15 protein-coding genes and 1 tRNA gene are annotated in these 23,472 nt (G+C 50.8%); 3 read left to right on the forward strand and 13 right to left on the reverse strand.

Annotated elements, in window-relative coordinates; all coding sequences use genetic code 11:
* Window positions 1–35: 35 nt before the first annotated feature.
* From ACYVAM_RS05255 to pbpC, 11 genes are all read right to left on the reverse strand, one after another.
* Window positions 36–662 carry an ExbD/TolR family protein gene (locus tag ACYVAM_RS05255; RefSeq protein WP_460933687.1) on the reverse strand — a complete coding sequence of 209 codons (627 nt, stop codon included), beginning with the start codon at window positions 660–662 and terminating at the stop codon, window positions 36–38.
* A 16-nt stretch (window positions 663–678) separates the two neighbouring features.
* The gene (locus ACYVAM_RS05260) at window positions 679–1,512 is read right to left on the reverse strand and encodes a MotA/TolQ/ExbB proton channel family protein (RefSeq protein WP_461064651.1); all 834 of its coding nucleotides are present in this window, start codon (window positions 1,510–1,512) and stop codon (window positions 679–681) included.
* Window positions 1,513–2,231: 719 nt separating this feature from the next.
* Window positions 2,232–2,305 (reverse strand) — tRNA-Pro (locus ACYVAM_RS05265).
* 102 nt (window positions 2,306–2,407) lie between these two features.
* Window positions 2,408–4,813, reverse strand: a complete 2,406-nt coding sequence (locus tag ACYVAM_RS05270; protein WP_461064653.1) for a M1 family metallopeptidase — start codon at window positions 4,811–4,813, stop codon at window positions 2,408–2,410.
* Between the two features lie 22 nt (window positions 4,814–4,835).
* Complete coding sequence (locus tag ACYVAM_RS05275; RefSeq protein ID WP_461064655.1) at window positions 4,836–7,217, reverse strand: M1 family metallopeptidase; 2,382 nt, start codon at window positions 7,215–7,217, stop codon at window positions 4,836–4,838.
* 100 nt (window positions 7,218–7,317) lie between these two features.
* A complete protein-coding gene (locus tag ACYVAM_RS05280; protein ID WP_461064657.1) occupies window positions 7,318–7,932 on the reverse strand; it encodes a HupE/UreJ family protein in 615 nt (204 codons plus the stop codon).
* A 3-nt stretch (window positions 7,933–7,935) separates the two neighbouring features.
* Window positions 7,936–8,448, reverse strand: coding sequence for a gamma carbonic anhydrase family protein (locus ACYVAM_RS05285; protein ID WP_461064659.1), 513 nt, complete (start codon window positions 8,446–8,448; stop codon window positions 7,936–7,938).
* Window positions 8,449–8,553: 105 nt separating this feature from the next.
* Window positions 8,554–9,894, reverse strand: coding sequence for a hypothetical protein (locus ACYVAM_RS05290; protein WP_461064661.1), 1,341 nt, complete (start codon window positions 9,892–9,894; stop codon window positions 8,554–8,556).
* A gap of 121 nt (window positions 9,895–10,015) precedes the next feature.
* On the reverse strand, window positions 10,016–15,619 hold the full coding sequence (locus tag ACYVAM_RS05295) for an alpha-2-macroglobulin family protein (protein ID WP_461065674.1): 5,604 nt from the start codon (window positions 15,617–15,619) through the stop codon (window positions 10,016–10,018).
* A gap of 94 nt (window positions 15,620–15,713) precedes the next feature.
* A complete protein-coding gene (locus ACYVAM_RS05300) occupies window positions 15,714–16,148 on the reverse strand; it encodes a nuclear transport factor 2 family protein (RefSeq protein ID WP_461064663.1) in 435 nt (144 codons plus the stop codon).
* 68 nt (window positions 16,149–16,216) lie between these two features.
* Window positions 16,217–18,574 carry a penicillin-binding protein 1C gene (gene pbpC / locus ACYVAM_RS05305; RefSeq protein WP_461064665.1) on the reverse strand — a complete coding sequence of 786 codons (2,358 nt, stop codon included), beginning with the start codon at window positions 18,572–18,574 and terminating at the stop codon, window positions 16,217–16,219.
* 87 nt (window positions 18,575–18,661) lie between these two features.
* Here pbpC and ACYVAM_RS05310 point away from each other — a divergent pair, with 87 nt between their 5' ends.
* Window positions 18,662–20,056 carry an MBL fold metallo-hydrolase gene (locus ACYVAM_RS05310; protein ID WP_461064667.1) on the forward strand — a complete coding sequence of 465 codons (1,395 nt, stop codon included), beginning with the start codon at window positions 18,662–18,664 and terminating at the stop codon, window positions 20,054–20,056.
* A gap of 102 nt (window positions 20,057–20,158) precedes the next feature.
* Here ACYVAM_RS05310 and ACYVAM_RS05315 read toward each other — a convergent pair whose 3' ends face one another.
* Entirely contained in the window at window positions 20,159–20,362 is a 204-nt protein-coding gene (locus ACYVAM_RS05315) for a hypothetical protein (protein WP_046578814.1), read from the reverse strand.
* A gap of 174 nt (window positions 20,363–20,536) precedes the next feature.
* On the opposite strand from ACYVAM_RS05315, the gene ACYVAM_RS05320 reads away from it, so the two are divergent.
* Complete coding sequence (locus tag ACYVAM_RS05320; RefSeq protein ID WP_461064669.1) at window positions 20,537–21,934, forward strand: BatD family protein; 1,398 nt, start codon at window positions 20,537–20,539, stop codon at window positions 21,932–21,934.
* An 80-nt stretch (window positions 21,935–22,014) separates the two neighbouring features.
* A complete protein-coding gene (gene aroC / locus ACYVAM_RS05325) occupies window positions 22,015–23,094 on the forward strand; it encodes a chorismate synthase (protein ID WP_461064671.1) in 1,080 nt (359 codons plus the stop codon).
* A gap of 155 nt (window positions 23,095–23,249) precedes the next feature.
* Here the strand turns inward: aroC and ACYVAM_RS05330 are convergent, their stop codons facing one another.
* Window positions 23,250–23,453 carry a hypothetical protein gene (locus tag ACYVAM_RS05330; protein WP_461064673.1) on the reverse strand — a complete coding sequence of 68 codons (204 nt, stop codon included), beginning with the start codon at window positions 23,451–23,453 and terminating at the stop codon, window positions 23,250–23,252.
* Window positions 23,454–23,472 lie beyond the last annotated feature (19 nt).

Genomic DNA, 23,472 nt, shown 5'->3' on the forward strand with positions numbered 1-23,472 from the left:
GGTGAAAATCAACTATAGTTGCAATCGCTAGGCAATTAATCAGCTTTCCAACCAGCCGGGGGCGCTTCCGTGCCCGTAATCAGGTTGAATTTGTTGATATTCTGCGCTTGTAGCGTAGCTAACACATTCTTGAACTCGGGGAATTTAGCGAGGTTATCGCCTTTCAACGCAATTCGAAGATTGTTGTTAGCCTTCCGGGCATTGTAAACCCATTCTTTCAATTCATTCGTTGGCGCTGCGCCGGTCGAATCGGTTGGAATGCCAGGTTGTTTTACCTTCGCCTGTTGTTCTTTAGGAAGGTTCAGGTAAGATTTCAACTGATTAATTGGCAGACCGAAGTTCGACATCAGCGAAAACTCTTTCTTTTCATTGTTTGAAAAAGAAAGCCCTTTGGCGGCAGCAATGTTATCCAGCATAGCAATGCGGTTTTGTGCATTGTCAATACCGAAATAGACTTTGCCATCTCTACCAAGACCAATGGTCATGATATCGTTATCGGGGACTTTGATCCCGGAAATGGACGAAGGAGTTTCGATGGCGGCTGCATCCTGCGACCGGAATTGGGCCGTTAGGATAAAGAACGTCAACAAAAGGAACGCCACGTCGCACATCGCGGTCATGTCCACTGAGGAACTGGCGCGTTTTACTTTAACTGCTGGCATAAGTTATTCTTAAATTTTAATAATGAGCGGCAAAGTTCTGCTGAATGCTCAAGCCGATTTCGTCGATGTTGTATGTCAGTACGTCAATACGGCTCGTAAAGTAGCTATACATGATCGTAGCGATAGCGGCTGTACCGATACCAAGAGCCGTGTTTACAAGGGCTTCAGAGATACCAGTCGAAAGTGCACCTGTGTCAGGCTGTCCCGTAGCACCCATAGCTGCGAAAGCGCGAATCATACCAAGTACCGTTCCTAGCAGGGCGATCAGTGTCGAAACCGAAGCCAGGGTAGCAATGATGGTCAGGTTTTTTTCCAGCATTGGTAACTCTAGCGTTGTTGCTTCTTCTACTTCTTTCTGCAGGGCTACCAGTTTCTGCTCTTTGTCCAACTGGGTGTCGGTCGCTAACTGCTGATACTTTACCAAGGCTGTTTTCACAACGTTGCCGATCGAACCTTTCTGACGGTCGCACTCCTGAATAGCAGCAGCGACTTCATTGCGGTCAAGCTGGCCTTTGATTTTCCGGACGAAATCATCGATAGAACCCGAACCGTTTGCGCGGCCGATGGTGATGAAACGCTCAATCGAGAATACCAGTACCGTTAGAAAACAGGTAAATAGAATTGGTACGATAAAGCCTCCCTTATAAACCGTACCGAAGTAGTCACCTGGAAGTGGTTCTTTCGTATTGTCGCCTTCCTGGAAGTGGCTGCCATCACCGAAGACGAACATGTACGTCAGGATACCGATCAGCAACAATACCGGAATTACTAACGCGGGGTTAAGACCACCTGACTTCTTTTTTGGTGCCGCTGCTTTGGCGGGTGCTGGAGAAGGAGTTTGTGTTTTCATTGGAACTGGACTGTAGGGTTAAATATTAAAAGTTGGTTTACCCGGTAAAAAAAGTGAAAAATTTAGACTCTTTCGGTTTGTGCATCTAAATTTTTAAAGGAAATGCCTTCAAACCTCCACAAAAATATGTGTTTTCTGCCAATAACAACACAATTCTCAAAGTCTATTGTTTCGCCTTAATTGCAGTCCAGCAACATATAGTTGGATAGAACTCACTTCTTGACCGAATGCCTGCCTTTGGCAAAGGCAGCATAACGCCTTGTTTCTCAACCGCCACACAAAAAAAAAATTGTTCGGGGTCCTTATTCATAACGGGTTAGGGCGGAGCATAGATCATAAAATAATTGTTAAGATTATTGAAAGACGCTTTCTAAAACAGCTTTTTAAATTCTTTTAGGATAGATGCTCTGGCAGCCTTAATTCCATAAAAGAGATAGAAAATTATTTCTGACTATCGGGAAAGAGTGAGGCAATGGCCGCCTGGAGCGAAGGTTAAGAGGAGAAGAATCCTATTGAAAGGGCAAAAAAAGAGAAACGCAGCCCCTGCATCTCTTCAAGAACAAGGATCAGGAAGGTGGGATTTGGCCTCATCATTTTCCCATTTCGGGCAGGACACGCAACCGGCCTGCGTTAATCAAACCCCTTGAAGTTGTGTTATGTTAGTGGGCTTAAAAACAGAACAGCCACCTACATAAATTGTAAGTGGCTGTTAATCGTTGTCGGGAAGGCGGGATTCGAACCCACGACCTCTTGCACCCCATGCAAGCACGCTACCGGACTGCGCTACATCCCGAATTGGATTGCAAATGTAATGAAGAGTGTAGAATGAACAATGAAGAATAGCGAATATTTGTACGCTCACTTGTTGCCACACGCTACACTCTTCATACAATATTTAGTTTTTCCCGCTACCCTGCGTAGCAGGCGGCTGGGTTGCCCGCCGTTGCTGTTGCATTGGATTTGGGCCCTGTGGACCAAAACGCTGCTGTTGCTTGAACAACTGGAAGCGGGTGGGTTGAGCCATCCGTGGGAATGCGTTATTTTCCGTATCTATATCAGCAATCTCCTGATAAGGGTCTAGAATCCATTGGGTTACTTTCTTTGGCGTAGCAATTACTTTCTTGATCGCTACATCGTTAAAACGCCAGATTTCGGCCGGGAAGCGGGCTACCGAGTCCGTACCGTCTTCAAATTGCATGCGGATGATCACAGGCATGGGTAACCCCCCTTTATTTTTCAACGACAGGGTGTAAAAGTTAGTCGCTGCGTTTGTTTCGAGGGTTTTCCGCTCGTCGGCGCTTAGGGTCGCCAGATAATCCTGATACTTCTTCTTATCCGCGTCTGTGACCGCATATGGGTCGTAGCTGTTGTAAAAATCGTTCATGGTCGAATCCTTGGCAACAACCGTTTCGGCCTGCGTAGCGGCATCCCGCTGCTTGCTGATGGTGCCGGCCCGACGCTTCGCTTCAGCACGGGCTGCGGCCTTTGTTACTTCCGGATTGCCCGAATCGACCTGGAACCAATCCACTTCGACCAGATCCTGATCAACCGGTTCAACACCGTAGAACCAGCCTTTCCAGAACCAATCTAGATCAACGCCTGAGGCATCTTCCAGCGTTCGGAAGAAATCAGCCGGCTCAGGTGATTTAAACGCCCACCGGCGAGCGTATTCTTTAAAGGCATAATCGAACAGCTCGCGGCCCATTACCGTCTCGCGCAGGATATTTAAAGCTGTTGCGGGTTTGGCATAGGCATTTGGACCAAGACCAATGACGTTATCGGACGATGTCATGATCGGAGACAGTACCGATTTGTCCGACTTCATATAATCGACAATGTACTGAGGTTCGCCCCGGCGGCTGGGAAAGTTATAATCCCATTCTTTTTCGGCCAGATACTGACAGAATGTGTTTAGCCCTTCGTCCATCCAGGTCCACTGACGTTCATCGGAGTTGACAATCATGGGAAAGAAGTTATGACCCACTTCGTGGATGATAACCCCAATCATTCCGGCTTTCGTCTGCTCGGAATACGTCCCATCGGCCTCTGGCCGACCCCCGTTAAACGAAATCATTGGGTATTCCATACCGCCACCGGCTGTAGCGTGGCATGAGATCGCCACCGGGTAAGGATATTTGATAGTCCGGTTACCGTACGACTTCAGCGTATGCTCGACCACGCGGGTCGAATATTGGCCCCAAAGCGGATTCCCCTCTTTAGCATAGTAAGACATCGACCATATTTTATGACCGTCGCCATAAACATCCGTCTGCATGGCGTCCCAGATAAACCGGCGGCTGCTGGTAAAGGCAAAGTCACGCACATTTTTTGCGTCAAATACCCATGTTTTCTTAGCGACTTTATCCGTTGGCTTAGTTTTCAGAGCAGCTTCTGCTTCGTCCTGCGTTACAATAACGACTGGGTTTTTTGATGTAGCTGCCTGCGCCAGACGTTTCTGCTGCGTGGCCGTTAGTACCTGCTTGTAGTTCTGACATTCGCCGGTAGCGCCAACAATGTGATCGGCGGGAGCTGTAATAGCCACTTTATAATTGCCGAAAATGAGCGTGAACTCACCCTGACCCAGAAACTGCTTGTTCTGCCAGCCATTTACGTCATTGTAGGCGCACAAACGCGGAAACCAGTGTGCAATGAAATAATTGTAGTTGCCATCTTTAGCAAAATACTCCATGCCGCTCCGGCCGTAATATTCCGTGACAAAGTAATTCCAGTCAACGTTGAACGAATAGGTCCCGCCCGGCTTGATGGCCGCTGGCAGATCGACTCGCATCATCGTTTGGTTGATCGTGTACTTCAACGCCGTACCCGACTTAGCGTCTTTTACGGACACAATTTTGTAACCGTATTTATCGGAAGCCTGCTGACTACTGCGCTCCCGAACCGAGGTCAGGTTCTGCAATTGCGCGAAACTCATACCGCTTTCGTTGACGCCCCCCGTCCGGGTTACACTTCCCGTTGAGCCTTTGGCAAACAGATTCTGGTCGAGTTGAAGCCAGATAAAGGGTAGCTCGTCCGTCGAATTGTTGTGATACGTAACCGTTTCCGTACCGATGATCTTTTGATTCGCATCGTCAAGTTCGACTTTGATGTCGTAGTCGGCGCGGTTCTGGAAATAATCTTTTCCGGGAGCACCCGAGGCTGTCCGGAAGGTATTCGGCGTTGGCAGGATCGGGCCGAGCTGCTCAAAACGGTTGTTGGCGTTTTGGGTAGGGGCTGCGGGTGCCTGTGCCATCAAAGCGGCCGACCAAAGGGTCAGGCCAGCCATTAACACGAGTTTTCTCATAGTTTATTGAAGTTAAGATTCGTTAGTTTCGGCCAGTACCTTGTTTCGCCGGCGATTGCTGCCGTTGTTGTTGCATTGGGTTCGGCCCTGTAGCTCCACCACCCCGCTGCTGTTGCTTAAACAACTGGAAACGAGTTGGCTGGGCAACCCGCGGAAACGAGTTGTCTTCGGTATTGATATCCGCAATTTCATAGTAGGGGTCGAGCGTCCATTGCTTGACCTTCTTGGACGTCGCAATTACTTTCTTGATCGCTACATCGTTAAAACGCCAGATTTCGGCCGGGAAACGGGCTACCGAATCGGTACCGTCCTCAAATTCCATCCGGACAATAACAGGCATGGGCAGACCACCGCTGTTTTTTAGGGATAGGGTGTAAAAATTGGTACCGGCTTCGGCCAGCAAGCGCTCTTCGGCCGACAGTGTAGCCAAGTAGTCCTGGTATTTTTTACGGTCTTCGTCCGTAACGGCGTATGGGTCATAGCGATTGTAAAAGTCTTTCATCGTGCTATCCTGCGCCACCACCGTCTCATCTTTGCTTAAGGCGTCCCGTTGTTTGCTGATCGTGTTCAGGCGTTGCTGAGCTGCTTTTCGGGCTTCTGCTTTAGTGATTTCAGGGTTTTGTGAGTTTGGCTGGAACCAGTCAACTTTCACCAGCGCCTGATCAACCGGCTGCACACCGTAGAACCAGCCTTTCCAGAACCAGTCCAGGTCAACGCCTGAGGCATCTTCCAGTGTCCGGAAGAAATCAGCTGGTTCGGGTGATTTGAACGCCCACCGACGAGCGTATTCTTTAAAGGCATAATCGAACAACTCGCGGCCCATTACCGTCTCGCGAAGAATGTTGAGGGCTGTTGCCGGTTTGGTATATGCATTTGGGCCAAATGTGTTCGGTAAAATATTATCCGAACTGCTCATAATGGGCACCTGCTGGGTCGAATCCAGCTGCATGTAGGGCACAATATATTGTGGATCAATGCCGTGAGCCGGGAAATTAGCATCCCACTCCAGACAGGCCAATCCTTCGAGGAAGCTGTTCAGCCCTTCGTCCATCCACGACCACTGGCGTTCGTCGGAGTTGACGATCATGGGAAAGAAGTTATGACCCACTTCGTGGATAACGACCGAAATCAGAAAGTTCTTTGTGCCTACCGAATACGTACCGTCCGCTTCAGGACGGGCTCCGTTGAAGCTCATCATTGGATACTCCATACCACCAACGGGACCATGTACCGAGTAGGCGGCCGGATATGGATAAGCAACTGTCCGGCGGGAGTAAGACCGGAGCGTGTGCGCAATAAGACGGGTTGAATACTGCCCCCAAAGTGGGTTGGCTTCTTTCGGATAAAGCGACATGGCCCAAACTCGCTTGCCTTCTATAGTCGGCTGAAGCGCATCCCAGATGAATTTGCGGCTACTGGCGAACGCAAAATCACGAACGTTATCGGCTTTGTAGACCCACGTTTTGGTGCCTGTTGGTTTGCCCTTTTCGGCGGCTTCGGCTTCGGTCTGCGTTACAATGAGCGTTGGGTTTTCACCTGGTTTATCACCTTTCCCTTTTGCGTCGTTCCAACGTTTCTGCTGGGTAGCGGTCAATACCTGAGCCGGGTTTTGTAGCTCGCCCGTTGCGCCGACCACGTGGTCGTTTGGCGCCGTAATGGCTACTTTGTAGTTGCCGAAAATGAGCGTGAACTCACCCTGGCCCAGAAACTGCTTGTTCTGCCAGCCGTATACATCGCTATAGGCACATAGGCGTGGGAACCATTGTGCCATCTCGTAAATGTAATTACCATCTTTTGGGAAGAACTCGTAACCCGACCGGCCACCTACGTTTTTGGCGTCGATGATCTTGAAATTCCAGTCGACCGAAAACGTAACGGTTTTGCCGGGCGCAACGGCCTGGGGCAGATCGACGCGCATCATCGTCTGGTTGATCGTATACTTGATCGCTTTCCCGGCCTGATCACGTACCGATGTGATTTTGTATCCGTAATCCTTTCCCGCAACAGCCGAACTAGGATCGATCTGCCGCATGGAAGCACCCCGGTCAGCGTTGATGCTGCTCGTCTTTGCGATGTTGCCAGTCGCATCGGGCTTGAACAGGTTCTGATCTAGCTGGAGCCACACATAGGGCAGCGCATCCGTCGAATTGTTATGGTACGTGATTGTTTCAGAAGCGGTTAGTTTCTGGCTCGTATCGTCGAGAGTAGCTTTTATATCATAATCAGCGCGGTTCTGGAAATAATCTTTTCCGGGGGCACCCGAAGCCGTTCGGAAAGTGTTCGGCGTCGGCAAAATGGGGCCGAGCTGCTCAAAGCGTGTGTTAGCATGCTGTGTTGGGGCTTGCGCCTGCACCAATCCTAGCGGAATGGCCAAACTCGCCACCAGCAAAACTATCTTTTGCATAAGTTAGATTGTAGTTGTTGATAAGAGGGGTAAAAGTACGAAAAAAAGAGATTGTGCCGTTTTTCAATATGATGAACGGAGATACAGTTAGGTTCCTGTTTCACTTCATCAACTCACTTAAATACTCATTATTGATAATAAGCGATAATGCCATCCCCGCCACAAGGCCTGATACGACGAGTGTCCAGCGTAGGCGACTTCGTTGTAACAGGTCGATCATCACAAAGGCCAGCCCAAGAATAAGGCTTACGATAACCAATTGGCCTAATTCGAGGCCGATATTAAACGCAAGCAGTGGTTTAATAATATCAGCTTCGCGGCCGAGCAGGCTCCGTAAATAGTTGGAAAAGCCCATACCGTGAATCAGGCCAAATACTAACGCGAGAATGTATCGCCCGGAGCGGTATGTTGGCGGTGTGATTGACGATCTCGATCTGGGCTCCTGAAAGGAAAAATTAATGATAGCGGTAATCAGAATGGTAATTGGGATGAGTAACTCGATCAGGGCCGTTTTATAATGAATGAGCTGGAGCGTCGCCAGCGCCAGCGTAATGGAATGGCCAATGGTAAAAGCTGTAACCAATATGAGCACCTGACGCCATTGCCGGATGGTGTAAACGGCACACAGGGCGACAACGAACAGAATATGGTCGTAACCACTGGGGTCGGTAATGTGGTCGAAGCCCAGGCGGAGGTAGATGAGGAAATCGTCCATATGCTATTCCTTGAACCAGCCTGCGTACATGACATAGTTGTTGGCCGTTCTACTGAAAATTTCAGCCTGTTCGGGCGAAACGGCTTTCAGAAATCGGGCCGGGTTGCCCGCATAAATAGAGCCGGGCGGAACAATCGTGTTCTGAGTCACAATGGCTCCGGCGGCAATGATGCTGCCCGTACCAATAACCGCCCCGTCCATAACAATGGCACCCATGCCAATCAGTACGTTATCTTCCACGGTGCAGCCATGAACAACAGCGTTGTGGGCAATCGATACACTGTTGCCAATAACGGTTTTGTGTCGTTGGTAGGTGCAGTGAATCACAGCCCCATCCTGGATATTGGTTCGGTCGCCAATGGTAATGCTGTTGACATCTCCCCGAATAACCGCGTTGAACCAGACTGTACAGTCGCGCCCCATGATTACCTCGCCAACAATGGTAGCGTTGTCGGCATACCAGCAGTTATCGCCGAATTGGGGGTGGTTTCCCCGAACAGATTTAATTAGTGCCATATCGCAAATATAGGTCGGTGGCGTGGTATGTGCTTTATCGTTCTGTTGGCTCAACAAAAAAGGGCTGATCCACTGGACCAGCCCTTCCTGTACAACCTCAATGAATTACTTATTTTTCTCTAATTTCTCGGCGGCTTTGTCAAGATCCTTGCCCATGTCGTCGATAATTTTAGACGTTTCTTTCTTCACTTTGTCGAAATCATCAGCGCTCGACCGTTGAACTTTATAGTACGAATCAGCTAATTGACGACGCTTGTCTTCGAGGTCTTTTACACGATCTTCGCGCTTCCGACGCTCTCTCTTGCTTTCGTTTTTAACCTCGGCTTTCGCATCGTCAAGTTGCTTATCAACTTTATCCATCTGCTCCGAAATCCGGTCGGTCAAATCACGCCTGTCCCGATCCGAACTCTGGTCATTGGATTGACCATTGTTGCGGTTGTTGTCCCGGTCGTTCATCCGGCTGTCGCGGTTATCACCGTTGTTTTGATTGTCGCGGTTATCGGAATTCCGGCGGCTGTCGCGGTCGTCAGATGAGTTGGAATTGCGGTCGTCAGAGCGGTAGTTGTCCTGACGGCTGTTCCGGTTATCATTACGGTCGTCATTCTGGCGATTGTCCCGATTATCATTCCGACGGTCGTCGTTCATGTTCCGGTTATCCCGGTCGTTGTCGCGGTTATCAGAATTCCGGCGATCGTTATCGCGGTTATCCCGCATGCGGTCGTCATCTCGACGGTTATCATTCCGATCATTCGATGAGTAACGATCATTGTTCCGACGGTCATAATTGCGGTCGTCATTCCGGTAATTATCCGAACGGCTGTTGTACGAATCGCGGGAATTGCGGCTATCGTAACGGTCGTTCGATGAGCGGTCATCATACGAATTACGACTGTCATCGTACCGATCACTGTATGAATTACGTCTGTCATCATTCCGATCATTATACGAATCCCGTCTGTTGGATGAGCGGTCATCGTAGCGATCGTTGTACGAGTCACGTCTGTTCGACGAACGATCGTCATAATCGCGATCCCGGTCATTGTACGAGTCCTGCCGATCATACGAGCGGCTGCTGTATGGATTGTTGTACGAATCGCCACCAGACATGCGGTTTGGGCGGTCTGCGTTATCACTGCGGTAGCCCATGCGATCATCCGACCGGTACGGATTCCGGTACGAACTGTTTTCCTGTGAGCCACGTGAGTCATTCCGGCTCATGCGGTCGTCATCATCCCGATCTCTGTTCCGGCGGCTGAAGATACCGCCTTCATCATTATCGTAGCTTCTACGTGCTCTTGAATTCTGGTTACTTCGCGAATCCCGCTGAACAATGTCTTCCCGGCTATTTTCATTGTTGCCGTAAATCAGCCGCTCCGTTGACGCACAGGACGATAAACCTGCCATCGCCACCACTAGAGCGCCTACTACCCATGTTTTGCGTTTCATAACGTTAGTATCATTGTGTTGAGTATATTTTTAAAATCAGCCAGACGATGTGTCAACGCTGTTTTGTCTGGTATAACAACGACAAGGAGTAAATGTTGAGAATTAGTACACCTAATGCCCTCTACCGAATGAGTATAGTTCCTGCACCGTTGTAACTACGATACTCAGCATTGTACATAGCATCGGCCGAAACCGGCCCCACCACAAAGCGGCCTTTCGATACGGCGCGTGCCAGGTAGTAAAACGTTCGTTCGGTACCGGTGGCAGTCGTGTAAAAATTGATCCGGTCATCGCGCAGATCAAAATGAGCGGGCCGGGTTGGCGTTCCGGTCGTTGATTTACCGATCCAGGCCATATCTCCGGTATCGCGCCCCGGCGACCCGGTCAGGCGTGGGTTCTCCACTTCCAGCCCGGCGGGCAGCAAATCGGTGACCACTACGTTGTCAACATGCAGCCCATTTGTACTGGTCAAGGTGATTTTTACGACAACCAGGTCATTTTGCCGTATGGCGTCCATGGGTTTGCCATCGCGGCTCAGGTATTGCCGCCGAACTCGTAAGCCATTGTCCTCTGCGCTGATTTTGCCGCTTGCTGGTACGCCTTCACTCTGGGCAAAATAATAGACATTCCCGGCGCCTTTGGCACTCAGGCTAAGGGGTACATTGGTCGGAACCCGTTTCAGATTCAGTAACCCATTGCTCATCGTACCAAGCGGTTTCCCGGCGGCCGTCAGTGTGGCCGTCGCTGTGCTGCCCGCCGTTTGGCGGGCCAGTTTGCCAAGGGCCAGGAAGGAGAATGCCGCTTCCTGTGTATTGAGATACGTGCTCTGCTTGAGCGCTGCGGCTAACTGTCGGGCCAATGCCGGAATCTGAATATTATCCCGGTCGGTATCCACCAGAGCGTCGAGGACAAGGGCCAGGTTTCGCAAAGGCGATGCATAACTACCGCCCGTTTGCCGCTCCGTGGTGTTATCCGAGAAGCGCTTCGGTAGAAGAGCCGCGTAGCTTCGGGTGTCGCCAACACGGAAGAAAGCCGATGCCAGTAGGTAGCGGCTGTCTGGCGTTAAGGTATTCGAACTCTGCTTATAATAGTTCATGGCCGACCGATTGGGCTTACCCGCCACCGCAAGCGCATAAAGTGCGTAGATACTCGTGCGACTGGCTACCTGCTTCACCGTTCGGGCCGATTGACTTTCACTCATGGTAACCGCATTTTCGGTAGCGGGGCTGTTGGTGAGGGTTGTCAGATAGTCGATGGCCGAACTCAGCACCGACGAGCGTACTTCGTACCCTGCTTCCTGCGCTTCAGACAGAAAATGAACGGCATAAGCTGTTGCCCATGGATCGACGGTTGAGCTTGTCGTTGAGCCATCTACGACCATACCCGGCCACATACTAAAACCGCCGTTCTGTACTTGTAGCCCTTCGACTTTTTGAACCGCCTGCCGAATGTTGGAGGCCGGATTCAAATCGCTGTCACCCGCCCGAACGAAGTACGTGTTGGTCGATAGCTGTTTGGATAAGTCCGCAAAGTATAGTTGTGGGAATGCTTTGGAAATGGTCTGTTCCAGGCAACCATGTGGGTAGCCGAGCAGGTACGATAATTCGCGGCCATACTGCGCCACCGGCGACCGGCTCAGGGTTATACTTGCCTGAGCGGTTCTCGGCAGAAAGTCATTGGCCAACTGGAGCGTTTGGGTCGATCCGGCAGCTATGGCACCCGATAACGTAGTCTTTTGCAACGATGCCGCCGGGCGAACCGTGACGTCCGTTTTCTCCGTAAAGGTTTCGTTAAGGCCGTTGACCGTTATAGTAATGGCTCCGGCACCGATGGCCTGTTTGGCCGAAACCCGAAATAGGGCGCGACTCTCCCGACCGGGCTGAATGGTCAGTTTTTGTGTGCTCACACTATCGGCTGTCAGTGGGCCAGTTAGGCTTAGCCGGGCGGTGACGGTGGCTACCTGTTTGGTCGTATTACTGAGATTGACGGGTAATTCCAGGTTATCGCCGGGTGTCAGGAAACGAGGAACGCCCGTGCTGATGACAATGGGGTCTGCGACTTTCATATTGGTATTGGCCGACCCAAAGGCATTGTCTTTGTACGCAACAGCCATCACCCGCAAATCGCCCGAAAACTGCGGAATGTCCACCGAAAATTCAGCTTGCCCATCGGAACCGGTTTCCAGAATTCCGCTCCAGAGCGCGACTAAGCGTACTCGACCGTTGCTGAGCGGATTAACGCGTCGTTCCAGATCATAGCCATCACCCCCGACGCTCGACGTCGATTTTAGCGAAAGTTCAGGGTAAAGCAGCGCGTACAAATCATGGCTGTCTACTTCCAGAGCGCGCTTTTGGTAGAAAAAGCCATGTGGGTCCGGCGTTTTGAAGTTCTTTAACTGCAAAATACCTTCGTCGACAACGGCCACTGTAACCTGGGCGTTAGCCGCCGTTTTGATCCGAATAGTCTGCTTTGTTTTTGAGCGGGACTGCGCAACGGCCGTTAGGGTGACGGGCAGCTTTGTATCCGGGTCCTGTACGGAAACCGGCGCAAATCCGTGTGCCACGGTGAGGGGAAGATTGGCTCCATCAATGGCCCGGATAAGCGTAGCCGTAACGTACACATTAGGCAAGTGATCTGCGCTTAACGAAAAGCTCCACTCGGCTGATTTATTGTTGGTGGTAAGCCAGTGTTGCTCCAGCACACGGTTGCGCTCCACGGTTACCAGCAGCTTGCCATCGAAGGGGGCCTTGAAAAGTACTTTTGCTTTGTCGCCGGTCTGGTAAACAGGTTTGTCGAGCGTCATCAGCACCTGACCTTCCTGACTGACGTCGAATGACGACGCGGACGTACTACCGAAGCCATAGGCATAAAAACGGGTCGTTGCATAAGCGGCTGCCGCTGCGCCCGGCCGACGAACGCGAATTTCGTATTCGCCGGAAACCGTCGGAACATACCGGAAAGCGGCTTTCCCGGATTTGAATAACAGCGTGTTGGCGTACACCGGCTTCTCCCGGCGTTTGGTCGTGTATTTAATGCGTGATTGATCCCCATCACCTTCTTTTTCAATCACGGTCTGGTACTCGTAGCGGACAACCTCAACCAATGCCGAAGCCGATGACCGCAACTGACCCGCCGGATCGAGGGCAACCAGATCGGCGGCCAGGGGCGTATTGGTGGCAACATAACTGTCAGGTATTCGCAGGCCAAAAAACGTGTCCTGCGTTAGAATGTCCAGCCGCCGGAGTCGATTGACCGGGCGGCCATTTTCGTCGAAAACAGTTACAAACAGTTTGCCTTCCAGTAAACCAATGTCCTGATAAAGTGCTGAGATCGGGAATTTTTCGCTTGCCTGACCACTGGCATTCGTTCGGCCCTGGCGTAGCTCTTTCGGAAATACGTCAGTTTTGACTTCGTCGCCCGTGGGTGACTGTCCATTGGAAATGCTGAAATCATACTCGCCGAAGCCTTTGGGGGCAAACGCCTTTCGCTTCAATTGGAATTCCACTTCATAATTTCGGTCAGATGCGGGCGGGCCGAACAAATTCATGGCGGTTAGCGAAAGCGTGATCGTTTGCCCCGCCTTGTAGATTGCGGGTATGGTTGGATCAGTCTGTCGATCCGTTGCCACATCCACCTTGATCCGATCCGGCACGAATTCTTCGACGCTGATTGGCTCTGAGGTCAGTAGAATATTGTTGGCATTCAACACCTCAACAGTATAGGTGCCGGTTACGGCCGCCGGATCGAGTAACACATCGGTAGCCACGGCCCCCTGCGCATTGGTCGTTTTGCGGAATACCCGAACTTCACGGCCATTTGGGGCCAGAAGGCGGACCAGCACGGGCACTTCGCCTACGCTTTGCCAGCTCTGCGACCGGATGACCGTGTTAATGTGTATTGTTTCGCCGGGGCGGTAAATGTTACGGTCGCCGTACACGAACGCATCAAAACCAGATTCATTGTCGCGTTTGCCGTCCACCTCGAACCGGGAGGTCTCGACTTGTGTATCGGGCAGAAATAGAAAGTTGAAGTCGTCCTGGTCCGATAGCTTTACAGCCGCCGTATTAGTGATGCTGGCCGTTAAGAGCGCTATTTTGAAGCCAGGGGCTTTCTCGCTCACCTTCTCGAATTTAACGAAGCCGGTGCCATCCGTTTTTAGCGTGTATACCGATTGATTGTTGCTACTGATTAAGGTTACCTCAACGCTTTGAAGGGGTTCGCCGGTGCGGATCGAATTGGCCCAAACCAGCACTTCGTCGTTCGTATGGCGCGCCACGAGCCCAATGTCAGATACCGAAACGAGCTGGCTCGCCTGCAAATACGCTTCGTCTTTCGACGATACGGAAACCAGATAAACGCCCCGCAATGGATGTTCCCGGAACGTATTGTTATGGTCGGGGAGGGCCAGATTTAACGCCGATACGCCCCTTACTTTGGGTAAATCGGCTGTTTCGACGGTTTTGTTGACCAGCACATCGCTCAAGTCACCTGCTTCGTCGTCGCTGTAATTAAAAGAGCCGGATGGCCCCCACTCGCCATTGGCCTTTTCTTTATACTCTTTGTACCGGTTAGCGCGTAAATAATTCAGGATGTTATTTTCATACACCTTCGCAATCTTGACCTGTACTTTGGGAACGTTGACGATGTTCAGGCCAATGTTTCGCGCTCCTTTTGACGAAAGGTACAGCGCCTTTTTAGTCGCGAACTGAATGCTGGCAGGCATTTTCCCGAAAAACAGATCTCGGCTTGTAGGCTCCTCCAGTTTCGTTCCCAATACGCCCCGGATCTGATCGGTCAACGTCAGAACATAGGTGTCTGTCTCCGTGAAATTTCCGCGAATAACGAAGCCATTCTCCGTTAGTTCAGCTGTTGTTTCGACCTGAGGCTGAATGGTGTAGTACTGGCTGAGTTCACCCGCCTGCAGTTCCTGCGTCGTAATGACCTTGACGACGCCCGTATTATTATCAAAACTTGTTTGTACATCGGCAATGTCAACCTTGAAGCGCGAGGGTAACGTACTGGTTTCTTCGATGGCCTCTTTGCTGACAAAGGCCGTGTTTGGCACCTTTACGCCTTTACCTAGTTTGATGGTCAGGGGCTGCTCGTTTTTCAAGGCAGGTGCATTCGTAAGCGTTAGCGCAACCGAGTTTTGGGCATCATTGGGCGTACTGACGATCGTAAGTGGCTTCTCGTCGGAAGAAACGGCTACTCGCTCAACCACGTTTGCGGCCGAAACCGGATAATTAAAGTTAAGGCGGGTTTTGGCAACGGGCTGACCGGTTTCCGGAGCGCGTGACCACCAGTTTTCGACGCCCGTCAGTTGCAGATAAGGCGTGTGAAAGGCAATGGTTTCGCCCGAAACTTTCAAGTCTTTTTTGTCAGAATTCTTTAGTAAATCGTCGGTCAGCTCTGCCCGGTAGTCCGTGGCGGGATCGAAGGCAAGGGCGGGCGAGAAGACCAGCTCGTTGGGAGCCGTCCATTTGAATTTCCCCCGAACGGCCGGAATGAAGCGTATGTACTGGGTCGAGTCCCAATCGCCGAACTGACTGGTTGGACCGACGTTTTTGTTGAAGGTAAACGTTAAGTTCTGGGTCTGTTGAACTTCATCGTCGAAGTTGCGACCAATAACCGATACGTCGTTGAATGGTAAGCGCGAACATTGGGAGAGAAGAGTAAATAATAGACTAACAAAGAGAAAGTTACGGAGATAGGACAGTGTTTGCATGAACGGTGGTTGTGAGGTGCCGAAGATAGACGAAAATGCCCATTCAGGATTAGTGGATGGGCTGAATTCCAGGATACCACTTACTGAACGGTTATTAATGTGCGGGTGTAAACTGGACATTGACGATTTTCCAGATGCCAGCCTGTTTGGCAATCACCACCGAAAACGTGACACTGTTGTCAAAGGCTTGCCCCTGAATGTTGCCCTTCGATTGCCAGACACCTGTCATTACCGCCGAGTCGTTGTTGTACACGCGTGTAACCTCATCCGAAACCGTGCCTGTTTCGATAATGATCGCTCCGCCACCCACGCTCTGTACCAGTAAGTCGCCATCTATGGATTGCCCGTCGAAGCTGATTACATCCAGATCGCTCGAAATGATACGCTCCAACGCTTTGCTGTCTTCATCGAGTAAGGCTTTGAAAAACGCCTGGCCAACCTCAGTAGGATCTTGTGAGGTTGCTGCCTGTTGCGCAGAAACGGTGGTCGTAAACAAGAACGTGATCAGCAGAGAGAAAAGGTAGTTCATTGCGTAGTTAATTAACTTTTTATGGGAAAAGTGTACATAAATTATGGAAAAGCAAAATCAATAAATCGTCACTCATTTTTGATAACCACCCGAATATCACGGCTCTGGCCCCGATCATCAGCGCAGGAAACTTTCAGCAGTCCTGGTCGTGGTTTGAAAAAGACGGCTTCCGTTGGTTTTGCCCGACGGTACAGCTTATCGTTTAAATACCAGAATACGGTTTGTACACCCGTAGGAGCCTGACAGGCTAGTTCTAACTCGGTCTGTTGTTTTGGATTGATGAAGTACTCGCTTCCGTCATTCAGACTCGTGATCAACGGCCCCGCCTGACCTGCATTCTGACTGCCAAACACGCGTTCACAAGTGGGATTGTGGGGCGGAATGGCTTCCATGGGAATGCTATGACTCTGGTAAAACGCCCTGATTTCGGGGGATACATTTGGGTAGTCCCGGCGAACGGCGCCAGAGTCGGGCATGCAATGAGCGCAATAGGAAATTGTTCTGGCTTCGTTGGTGAAAACGGCTTTCCGGTGCTGGCAACGCCGATAGCGGGAAACGCCCATGATGCAATAATCGGTTACCGGATTCAGGCAAAACTCACCCGGAACGTCGCCTGATTCGGGACAGATAAGTCGGCTACTTAGTTTAGAGGCCGCTTTTGGCACGTTGAACCAACCCGCCGGTGAATTATAGTCCAGCACATTGAAAAGCTGAAACAACAAGGGTGTTGCCGTATTGGCCCCGCTCAGCTCCGCGACTCCCGCCCCCGAAAAATTGCCAACCCAAACGCCAACCGTATACCGCTGATTGTACCCAATGCTCCAGGCATCGCGCCGACCGTACGACGTTCCGGTTTTCCAGGCAATTCGTGGCAGGTGATAGCTGTTGTCGAAATTATTGGGTAAGTCAGGCCGGGTAATCCGGGTAAGCGTATGCGTGACAAGGTAGGCGGCTTCGGGGGAGAGAAGAGGGACCGGTTCCGTTCGGCGTTCCGATGAACTGAACCGTAAGGGACTTACCCGGCCTGCATTTGCCAGACCCGTATACAATCGGGTCATTTCTTCCAGTGTAACGCCACAGCCGCCCAGAATCATGGAAAGACCTAAGGCTTTCGCCTGTTTCCTGATGGCCGAAAAGCCCGCTTTCCGGAGTGTTGAGACAAGAGCCGGCGTGCCCATTTCCTTCAATAAAGCGACCGCCGGAATGTTGAGGGAGTTGGCCAGCGCAAATTCTGCCGTGACAGGGCCATTGAATCGCCGGTCGTAGTTGTCGGGTTCGTAGCCGCCGAAGTTGGTGGGCACATCCGCTAGTTTTGTTTTGGGTGTAATAATGCCCGCATCGAACGCTAAGCCATATAGCAAGGGTTTTAGTGCGCTCCCCGGCGACCGGACCGCCCGCACACCATCTACTTGTCCCCCGTCGAACGTATTACCAAAATCGGTCGAGCCGACGTACGCAACGACCTCGTGGGATTGGTTATCCACAATCAGCACGGCCGAGTTGTGGATATTATAGGCTCGAATCCGGTTGGCATATTGCTGCACTAGCCGCTCAGCCGTCGACTGAATCGTTGGCGAAAGGGATGCGTGAATAATGGGCTGATCAGGGTTTTCCCGTCGAAGGCGACGCGATAGGTGCGGGGCCAGTTGGGGAGCTTCCCGCCGATAAGCCAAGAGTGGTTCATTCAGGGCATCGGCGATGGTGGTTTCAGTAAAAAGATGGCTCGCCCGGAAGCGGGCAAGCCAGCGATTGCGCTCCTGTATGACCAGGGCATTGTGTATGCCCAGTCGTAAACTCGATGGTCGGTTCGGAATGATGGTCAGTGTCGTCAGTTCGGCCAGACTCAGCAAGGCGGGCGATTTGCCAAAATACAGGAGTGAAGCAGACTTGAGCCCTTCGATATTACCGCCGTATGGAATCAGATTCAAATACAGTTGCAAAATCTCATCTTTTGAATAGTGAAGTTCGAGTTGCAGGGCCCGGAACAGCTCGATGAACTTACTGACGTAGGTTCGTTCACGGGGTTCGAGCAGGCGAATGGTTTGCATCGTAATGGTCGACGCGCCCGACGTTCGTCGTCCTGTCAGTAGGTTCCGGGCAGCCGCTCGTACCATTGCTATGGGATTGAAACCGGGATGATACCAGAAATATTTGTCTTCTTTAAACAGAATGGCGTTGCGGAGTGTGGGCGTAATCTCGTCCAGTTCGGCATACATACGCCATTTGTCGTCGCGGCTCAGAAAGGCGTGCAAAATTGAGCCATCACGGGCCGTAATAATGGTTGAATAAGGAACGCGGCTACGGATGGGGAAGAAAAAATCTAGCCCGAAAAAAATCAATAGAGCCACGAGAACGGTTTTTACCAGACGGTATTGCCACAACCGTTTGATGATACCACGTACATTTCTCAATATTGACCTGAACATTGCCATATAGGGTGTTACTTCTCCTTGTCCTTCGGTCTCAGAGAAGAATGCCTGCATCCCCTTGACCAACGAAACCTTACTTCAAAAATGACCATTCAATTCTTTGGTGCAGCCCGAACGGTAACGGGCAGCAAGCACCTGATTACCACCACCAGCGGTATACAAATTTTACTCGATTGCGGGCTATTCCAGGGTATTGATACGGACGAGCTTAACCAGCAGTTTGGCTTTGATCCGGCTCAGGTCGACTACATGGTACTTTCGCACGCCCATATTGACCATACCGGGTTGATTCCCCGACTGGTACGGCAGGGGTTTCAGGGGCCAATTTACACGACTTCATCCACAATTGACCTCTGTGAGGTTATGCTCATGGACAGCGCCCGAATTCAGGAGCGCGATCTTGAACGGGTCAACCAGCGCCGTACCCGCCGGGGGCAGGCTGAAATTGAGCCCCTCTACGATGAAGAAGACGTGAAAAAGGCGCTCGATCAAATGCAGGCCGTTGAGTATAACAAGCCCTTCGTCGTTTGTGATGGCGTAACAGCTTTGCTGACCGATGCGGGCCATTTGCTCGGAAGTGCGTCGGTCAGCCTGACGATTCAGGAGGGAAATGCAGAGAAAAAGCTATTTTTCAGTGGTGACATCGGTCGACCCGACGATAAGATTCTGCGTTCGCCCCAACCGTTTCCCCAGGCCGACTACATCATTTGCGAATCGACCTACGGCGACCGGCTTCATGAAGCAGAACCCGATATGAAAGCCCATTTGCTGCGCATCGTGCAGCAAACCTGCGTAGAAGGGCGGGGTAAATTGATCATTCCGGCTTTTGCCGTCGACCGGACGCAGGAGTTGATTTATGCGCTCGATCAACTATCGAGCGAAGGCCGATTGCCGCATTTTCCCGTTTACATCGATAGTCCGATGTCGGTAAAGGCTACTGAGGTGATGCGCGACCATGAGGAAGATTTCAATCCTGACATTCTGGCCTATATCAAGAAAGACGGTGACGCCTTTCAATTTCCCAATCTGCATTACATTACGGATGTTGAGGAATCGAAGGCCATCAATGACCTGAAGGAGCCTTGTATTATTATTGCCCCGTCGGGTATGGCCGAAGCGGGTCGGATCAAGCACCACATCAAGAATAATATCGGCAAAGCCAACACCACCATTTTGCTTGTCGGCTATGCCTCACCCAACAGCCTGGGGGGCGCCCTGAAGCGGGGCGACAAGGAAGTGACCATCTTTGGCGAGCGGTATGCGGTTGTTGCTCAGGTGGCCATTATGGATTCTTTTTCGGCTCATGGTGATTATCGGGAAATGCTAAATTTTTTGAGCTGCCAGGATGCTTCCAAGGTTAAATCCTTATTTCTTGTGCATGGCGATTATGAAAAGCAACTGATCTGGAAAGGCCATTTGCAGGCGGCTGGCTTTCAACACATCGAGATTCCGGAGATGCGCCAGAAAGTGACGTTGTAATGCCTTTTCACTATAGATGCTGTTTTTATCGAATCTTAATAAAACACAAATCCCCAGGCTTACAAGCCGGGGGATTTGTGTTTGAGAAAACGGATAACACCGTCAGGTGAACCGTACCCGAGCGAAACGACGATTTAAGACAGCGCGATACATTTTGCCAAACTGGACATAACACCAGCGTTTAAGTTGCTTTACCTCTTTTGGAATGAGCATTTTGATGGCTTTAGCCAGCTCTTTATCAAAAAGATTTTTATCAAAACTTACCTTCTGAAGGATCGTCTTGATATACTCAAGCATGGAAAGCATAGGGTAACATATTTTCGGTTGAAGAAGCTAGGATATTAAGAGAGGTTGGACAGTTCGTTCTTATCTTTGATACCTTAATTCGTAACGGCTGATTTCATACATTGTTGCTCAAAATTAATAATGTTTCTTGCAATATTCCGAAAAGTTGTTGTATTATTTTTTTGTTTCCTTTTCGTGGGATTTGGGCAATCTATTGATAATCTGTCATCTATCGAATTAGGGTCAACGACTTTTCCGATTGAACGGCCCTTCACCATTTCACTCATCATTCCCAACAGCGAAACTCGTGCCACAGTCACGTTTCCTGACATTGTCGGCTTTGTCAAAAAAGGTACGTCAACCAGTGTGACGCCGGTTGAGGTGGGTGGAAAAACGCTTACTAATCAAGTTATTACGCAAAACTACCAGGCAAAAGCACCCGGGCGTTTTCGACTGCCGCCGTTTATCATTATGATGAACGGCGAAATGGTCCGTTCAGAAGGGGCGACTCTCGTTGTTCAACCGTCGGCAAGTTTGTCAGTACCGGGCAGCGCAACCCTCAATACGGTTGCAGTGGTGCCCGAAGGAGCGGCATTTTTGTCACTTAGATCATCCCGGCAAGCTATCTATACGGGCGCTGAGGTAGGGCTGACGCTGTCTTTTTTCGTTGCCGATAACTACCCCTACGAACTTAGCTTTCAGGCGCTCGACAAACAACTGCAGGCAATCGTTAAAAAAATTCGTCCGGCCAATTCCTGGGAGGAAAACCTGCCGATCAATGACTTGAAACCAATTCCGGTGGTCATCCAAAAAAAGAAGTTCAGAGAGTATCGGATTTTTCAATCCGTATTCTTTCCATTATCCAACCAATCCCTGCGCATTCCCGCCGTATCGCTGCAGTTGAACCGTCGGCCGGTTATTGGACCGCCAGCTTCCCAGCCCGAAACGGCCGTTTTTAGCAGCCAGCCTCTTACCATCAGCGTTAAGGCGCTGCCTGTCCATCCCTTACGGGGCCGCGTACCGGTCGGAACGTTTCGACTGGAAGAAGCGCTGGAGCGGCAGCACGTGGTTGCCGGAAAAAGTGTGCGCTACACATTTTCTATTTCCGGGAAAGGTAATATTGCCACCTTGCCAGAACCTGGACTATTGAATGGGCGATCTGAAATAGATGTGTTTCCGCCGGAGGCAAAGCATACGATTACGCACGGCGGTAATGAGATAACCGGCCGAAAGACGTTTACATATTACATTGTTCCGCACCAGAATGGGGAGGTTACGTTGGCTAATTACTTTCAATGGGTTTATTTCGACCCACAAACGGCTCGTTATGATACGCTTCGGCCGCAATTGCAACTTCAGGTAGGGGGCAATGGATCGGGCATTGCAACGAACTCGGCCATAGCCAGTAGTTCAGTTGTTACGAACGGAGAGACTGTTCCGGGCGCACCGCTGGTCAATTCGATCTATGCTGGTATCGAAGGAATGGACAGCACCCGGCAGCCGGTTAGTGTGTCAGTACTTATCCGGTCGGTCGCGAACGTATTGATTTTGCTTATGTTGGTAGGGATGGTTTTTGTATTGGTTAGAAAATAGAGTGGAGAGGCAAAATATACAGCCAAAAGATGAGTTGTCTTTTGGCTACTAATCGGGGATGAAGCCCCAAAACAGGTAGCATGAGTAGTACGTACGGAACATTATTTAAGATTTCTACATTCGGTGAATCGCACGGGTCCGCCATTGGTGTTGTTATTGATGGCTGCCCGGCGGGGCTGGCGTTTGATACTGATTTTATTCAGCACGAATTAGACCGGCGGAAACCCGGCCAATCGCGGATTACAACCCAACGGCGGGAAGCTGACGAGTTCGAAGTGCTTTCCGGTGTTTTCGAGGGCCTTACGCAGGGAACGCCTATTGCCCTGATCATTCGGAACACCGATCAGCGTAGCAAAGATTATGGACACATTTCAGAGCAGTTTCGACCCTCCCACGCTGATTACACCTACCAGGCCAAATACGGTTCGCGGGATTATCGAGGAGGGGGGCGCTCGTCGGCGCGCGAAACCGCAGCCCGTGTAGCGGCTGGGGCCGTGGCTAAATTGCTGCTCGCCCACGAGGGTGTCCAGATTACCGCCTATGTCTCGCAGGTTGGTAAACTGAAGCTCGAAAAAGCTTACCCGGAACTGAATCTGGCACTTGCCGAAGAGAATGCCGTGCGTTGCCCTGATCCGGAAACGGCCGAACAGATGTTTCAGTACATCGATGGCATCCGCAAACAGGGCGATTCCATTGGTGGCATTGTCGATTGCGTCGTTACCGGCCTGCCGGCTGGTCTGGGCGAGCCCGTATTCGATAAACTTCATGCCGAACTCGGTAAAGCCATGCTTAGTATCAATGCAGTGAAAGGTTTCGAATATGGCAGCGGGTTCGCCGGTGTAGAACAACTTGGCTCCGAGCATAACGACGAATTCTACACCGACGAGAGCGGTCGGGTGCGTACGAAAACGAACCAGTCGGGGGGTATTCAGGGGGGAATCAGCAACGGCGAGGATATTTATTTCCGAACGGCCTTCAAGCCCGTAGCTACGATTATGCAGGATCAGGACAGTGTCGATGTGCATGGGCAGCCCGTTACCGTATCGGGAAAAGGTCGGCACGACCCCTGCGTGGTTCCCCGTGCCGTTCCTATTGTCGAAGCAATGGCTGCTCTGGTACTGGTCGATATGTATTTGCGGAACAAGGCAGCCAAGGTATAAACGACCCTGATCCAGTCAAAATCGGTATCTTTGACTAACCAGCAATGCTCAACATAGAAACAACAGCAACGCCTTCCCGCAAAAAACGCTCATCGGCTCCGCAGACAGTTGCTAAGTTTGAGCAGTGGCTTGCGCGTAAAAAAAGCTGGCTCGATTTATTTTTTCTTGAAGACAGCCTGCATAATGGCGAAGCCCAAAAAAGCAAAGCCAATGGCCTGCGCTGAAATGCCAACCGTCAGTAATGTACCTGTCGATTCCCATTGATGGCTTTTGCCATAAGCGCCCGCCAGCGTCAAGGCCAGACCAGTAAGCCAGAAACCGGCTGCCAGCAGGATAAATTTATTTTTGATAGTAACCATGGGTTGGTCAATTCTGGAT

The sequence above is a fragment of the Spirosoma horti genome, assembly GCF_054776595.1.

Bases quoted from the DNA above. Each gene is read 5' to 3' on its own strand.
- ACYVAM_RS05315 (WP_046578814.1), bottom strand. From the start codon at position 20,362: ATGCTTTCCATGCTTGAGTATATCAAGACGATCCTTCAGAAGGTAAGT.
- ACYVAM_RS05260 (WP_461064651.1), bottom strand. From the start codon at position 1,512: ATGAAAACACAAACTCCTTCTCCAGCACCCGCCAAAGCAGCGGCACCA.
- pbpC (WP_461064665.1), bottom strand. From the start codon at position 18,574: ATGTTCAGGTCAATATTGAGAAATGTACGTGGTATCATCAAACGGTTG.
- ACYVAM_RS05300 (WP_461064663.1), bottom strand. From the start codon at position 16,148: ATGAACTACCTTTTCTCTCTGCTGATCACGTTCTTGTTTACGACCACC.
- ACYVAM_RS05330 (WP_461064673.1), bottom strand. From the start codon at position 23,453: ATGGTTACTATCAAAAATAAATTTATCCTGCTGGCAGCCGGTTTCTGG.
- ACYVAM_RS05290 (WP_461064661.1), bottom strand. From the start codon at position 9,894: ATGAAACGCAAAACATGGGTAGTAGGCGCTCTAGTGGTGGCGATGGCA.
- ACYVAM_RS05275 (WP_461064655.1), bottom strand. From the start codon at position 7,217: ATGCAAAAGATAGTTTTGCTGGTGGCGAGTTTGGCCATTCCGCTAGGA.
- ACYVAM_RS05280 (WP_461064657.1), bottom strand. From the start codon at position 7,932: ATGGACGATTTCCTCATCTACCTCCGCCTGGGCTTCGACCACATTACC.
- ACYVAM_RS05310 (WP_461064667.1), top strand. From the start codon at position 18,662: ATGACCATTCAATTCTTTGGTGCAGCCCGAACGGTAACGGGCAGCAAG.
- ACYVAM_RS05295 (WP_461065674.1), bottom strand. From the start codon at position 15,619: ATGCAAACACTGTCCTATCTCCGTAACTTTCTCTTTGTTAGTCTATTA.
- ACYVAM_RS05270 (WP_461064653.1), bottom strand. From the start codon at position 4,813: ATGAGAAAACTCGTGTTAATGGCTGGCCTGACCCTTTGGTCGGCCGCT.
- ACYVAM_RS05285 (WP_461064659.1), bottom strand. From the start codon at position 8,448: ATGGCACTAATTAAATCTGTTCGGGGAAACCACCCCCAATTCGGCGAT.
- aroC (WP_461064671.1), top strand. From the start codon at position 22,015: ATGAGTAGTACGTACGGAACATTATTTAAGATTTCTACATTCGGTGAA.
- ACYVAM_RS05255 (WP_460933687.1), bottom strand. From the start codon at position 662: ATGCCAGCAGTTAAAGTAAAACGCGCCAGTTCCTCAGTGGACATGACC.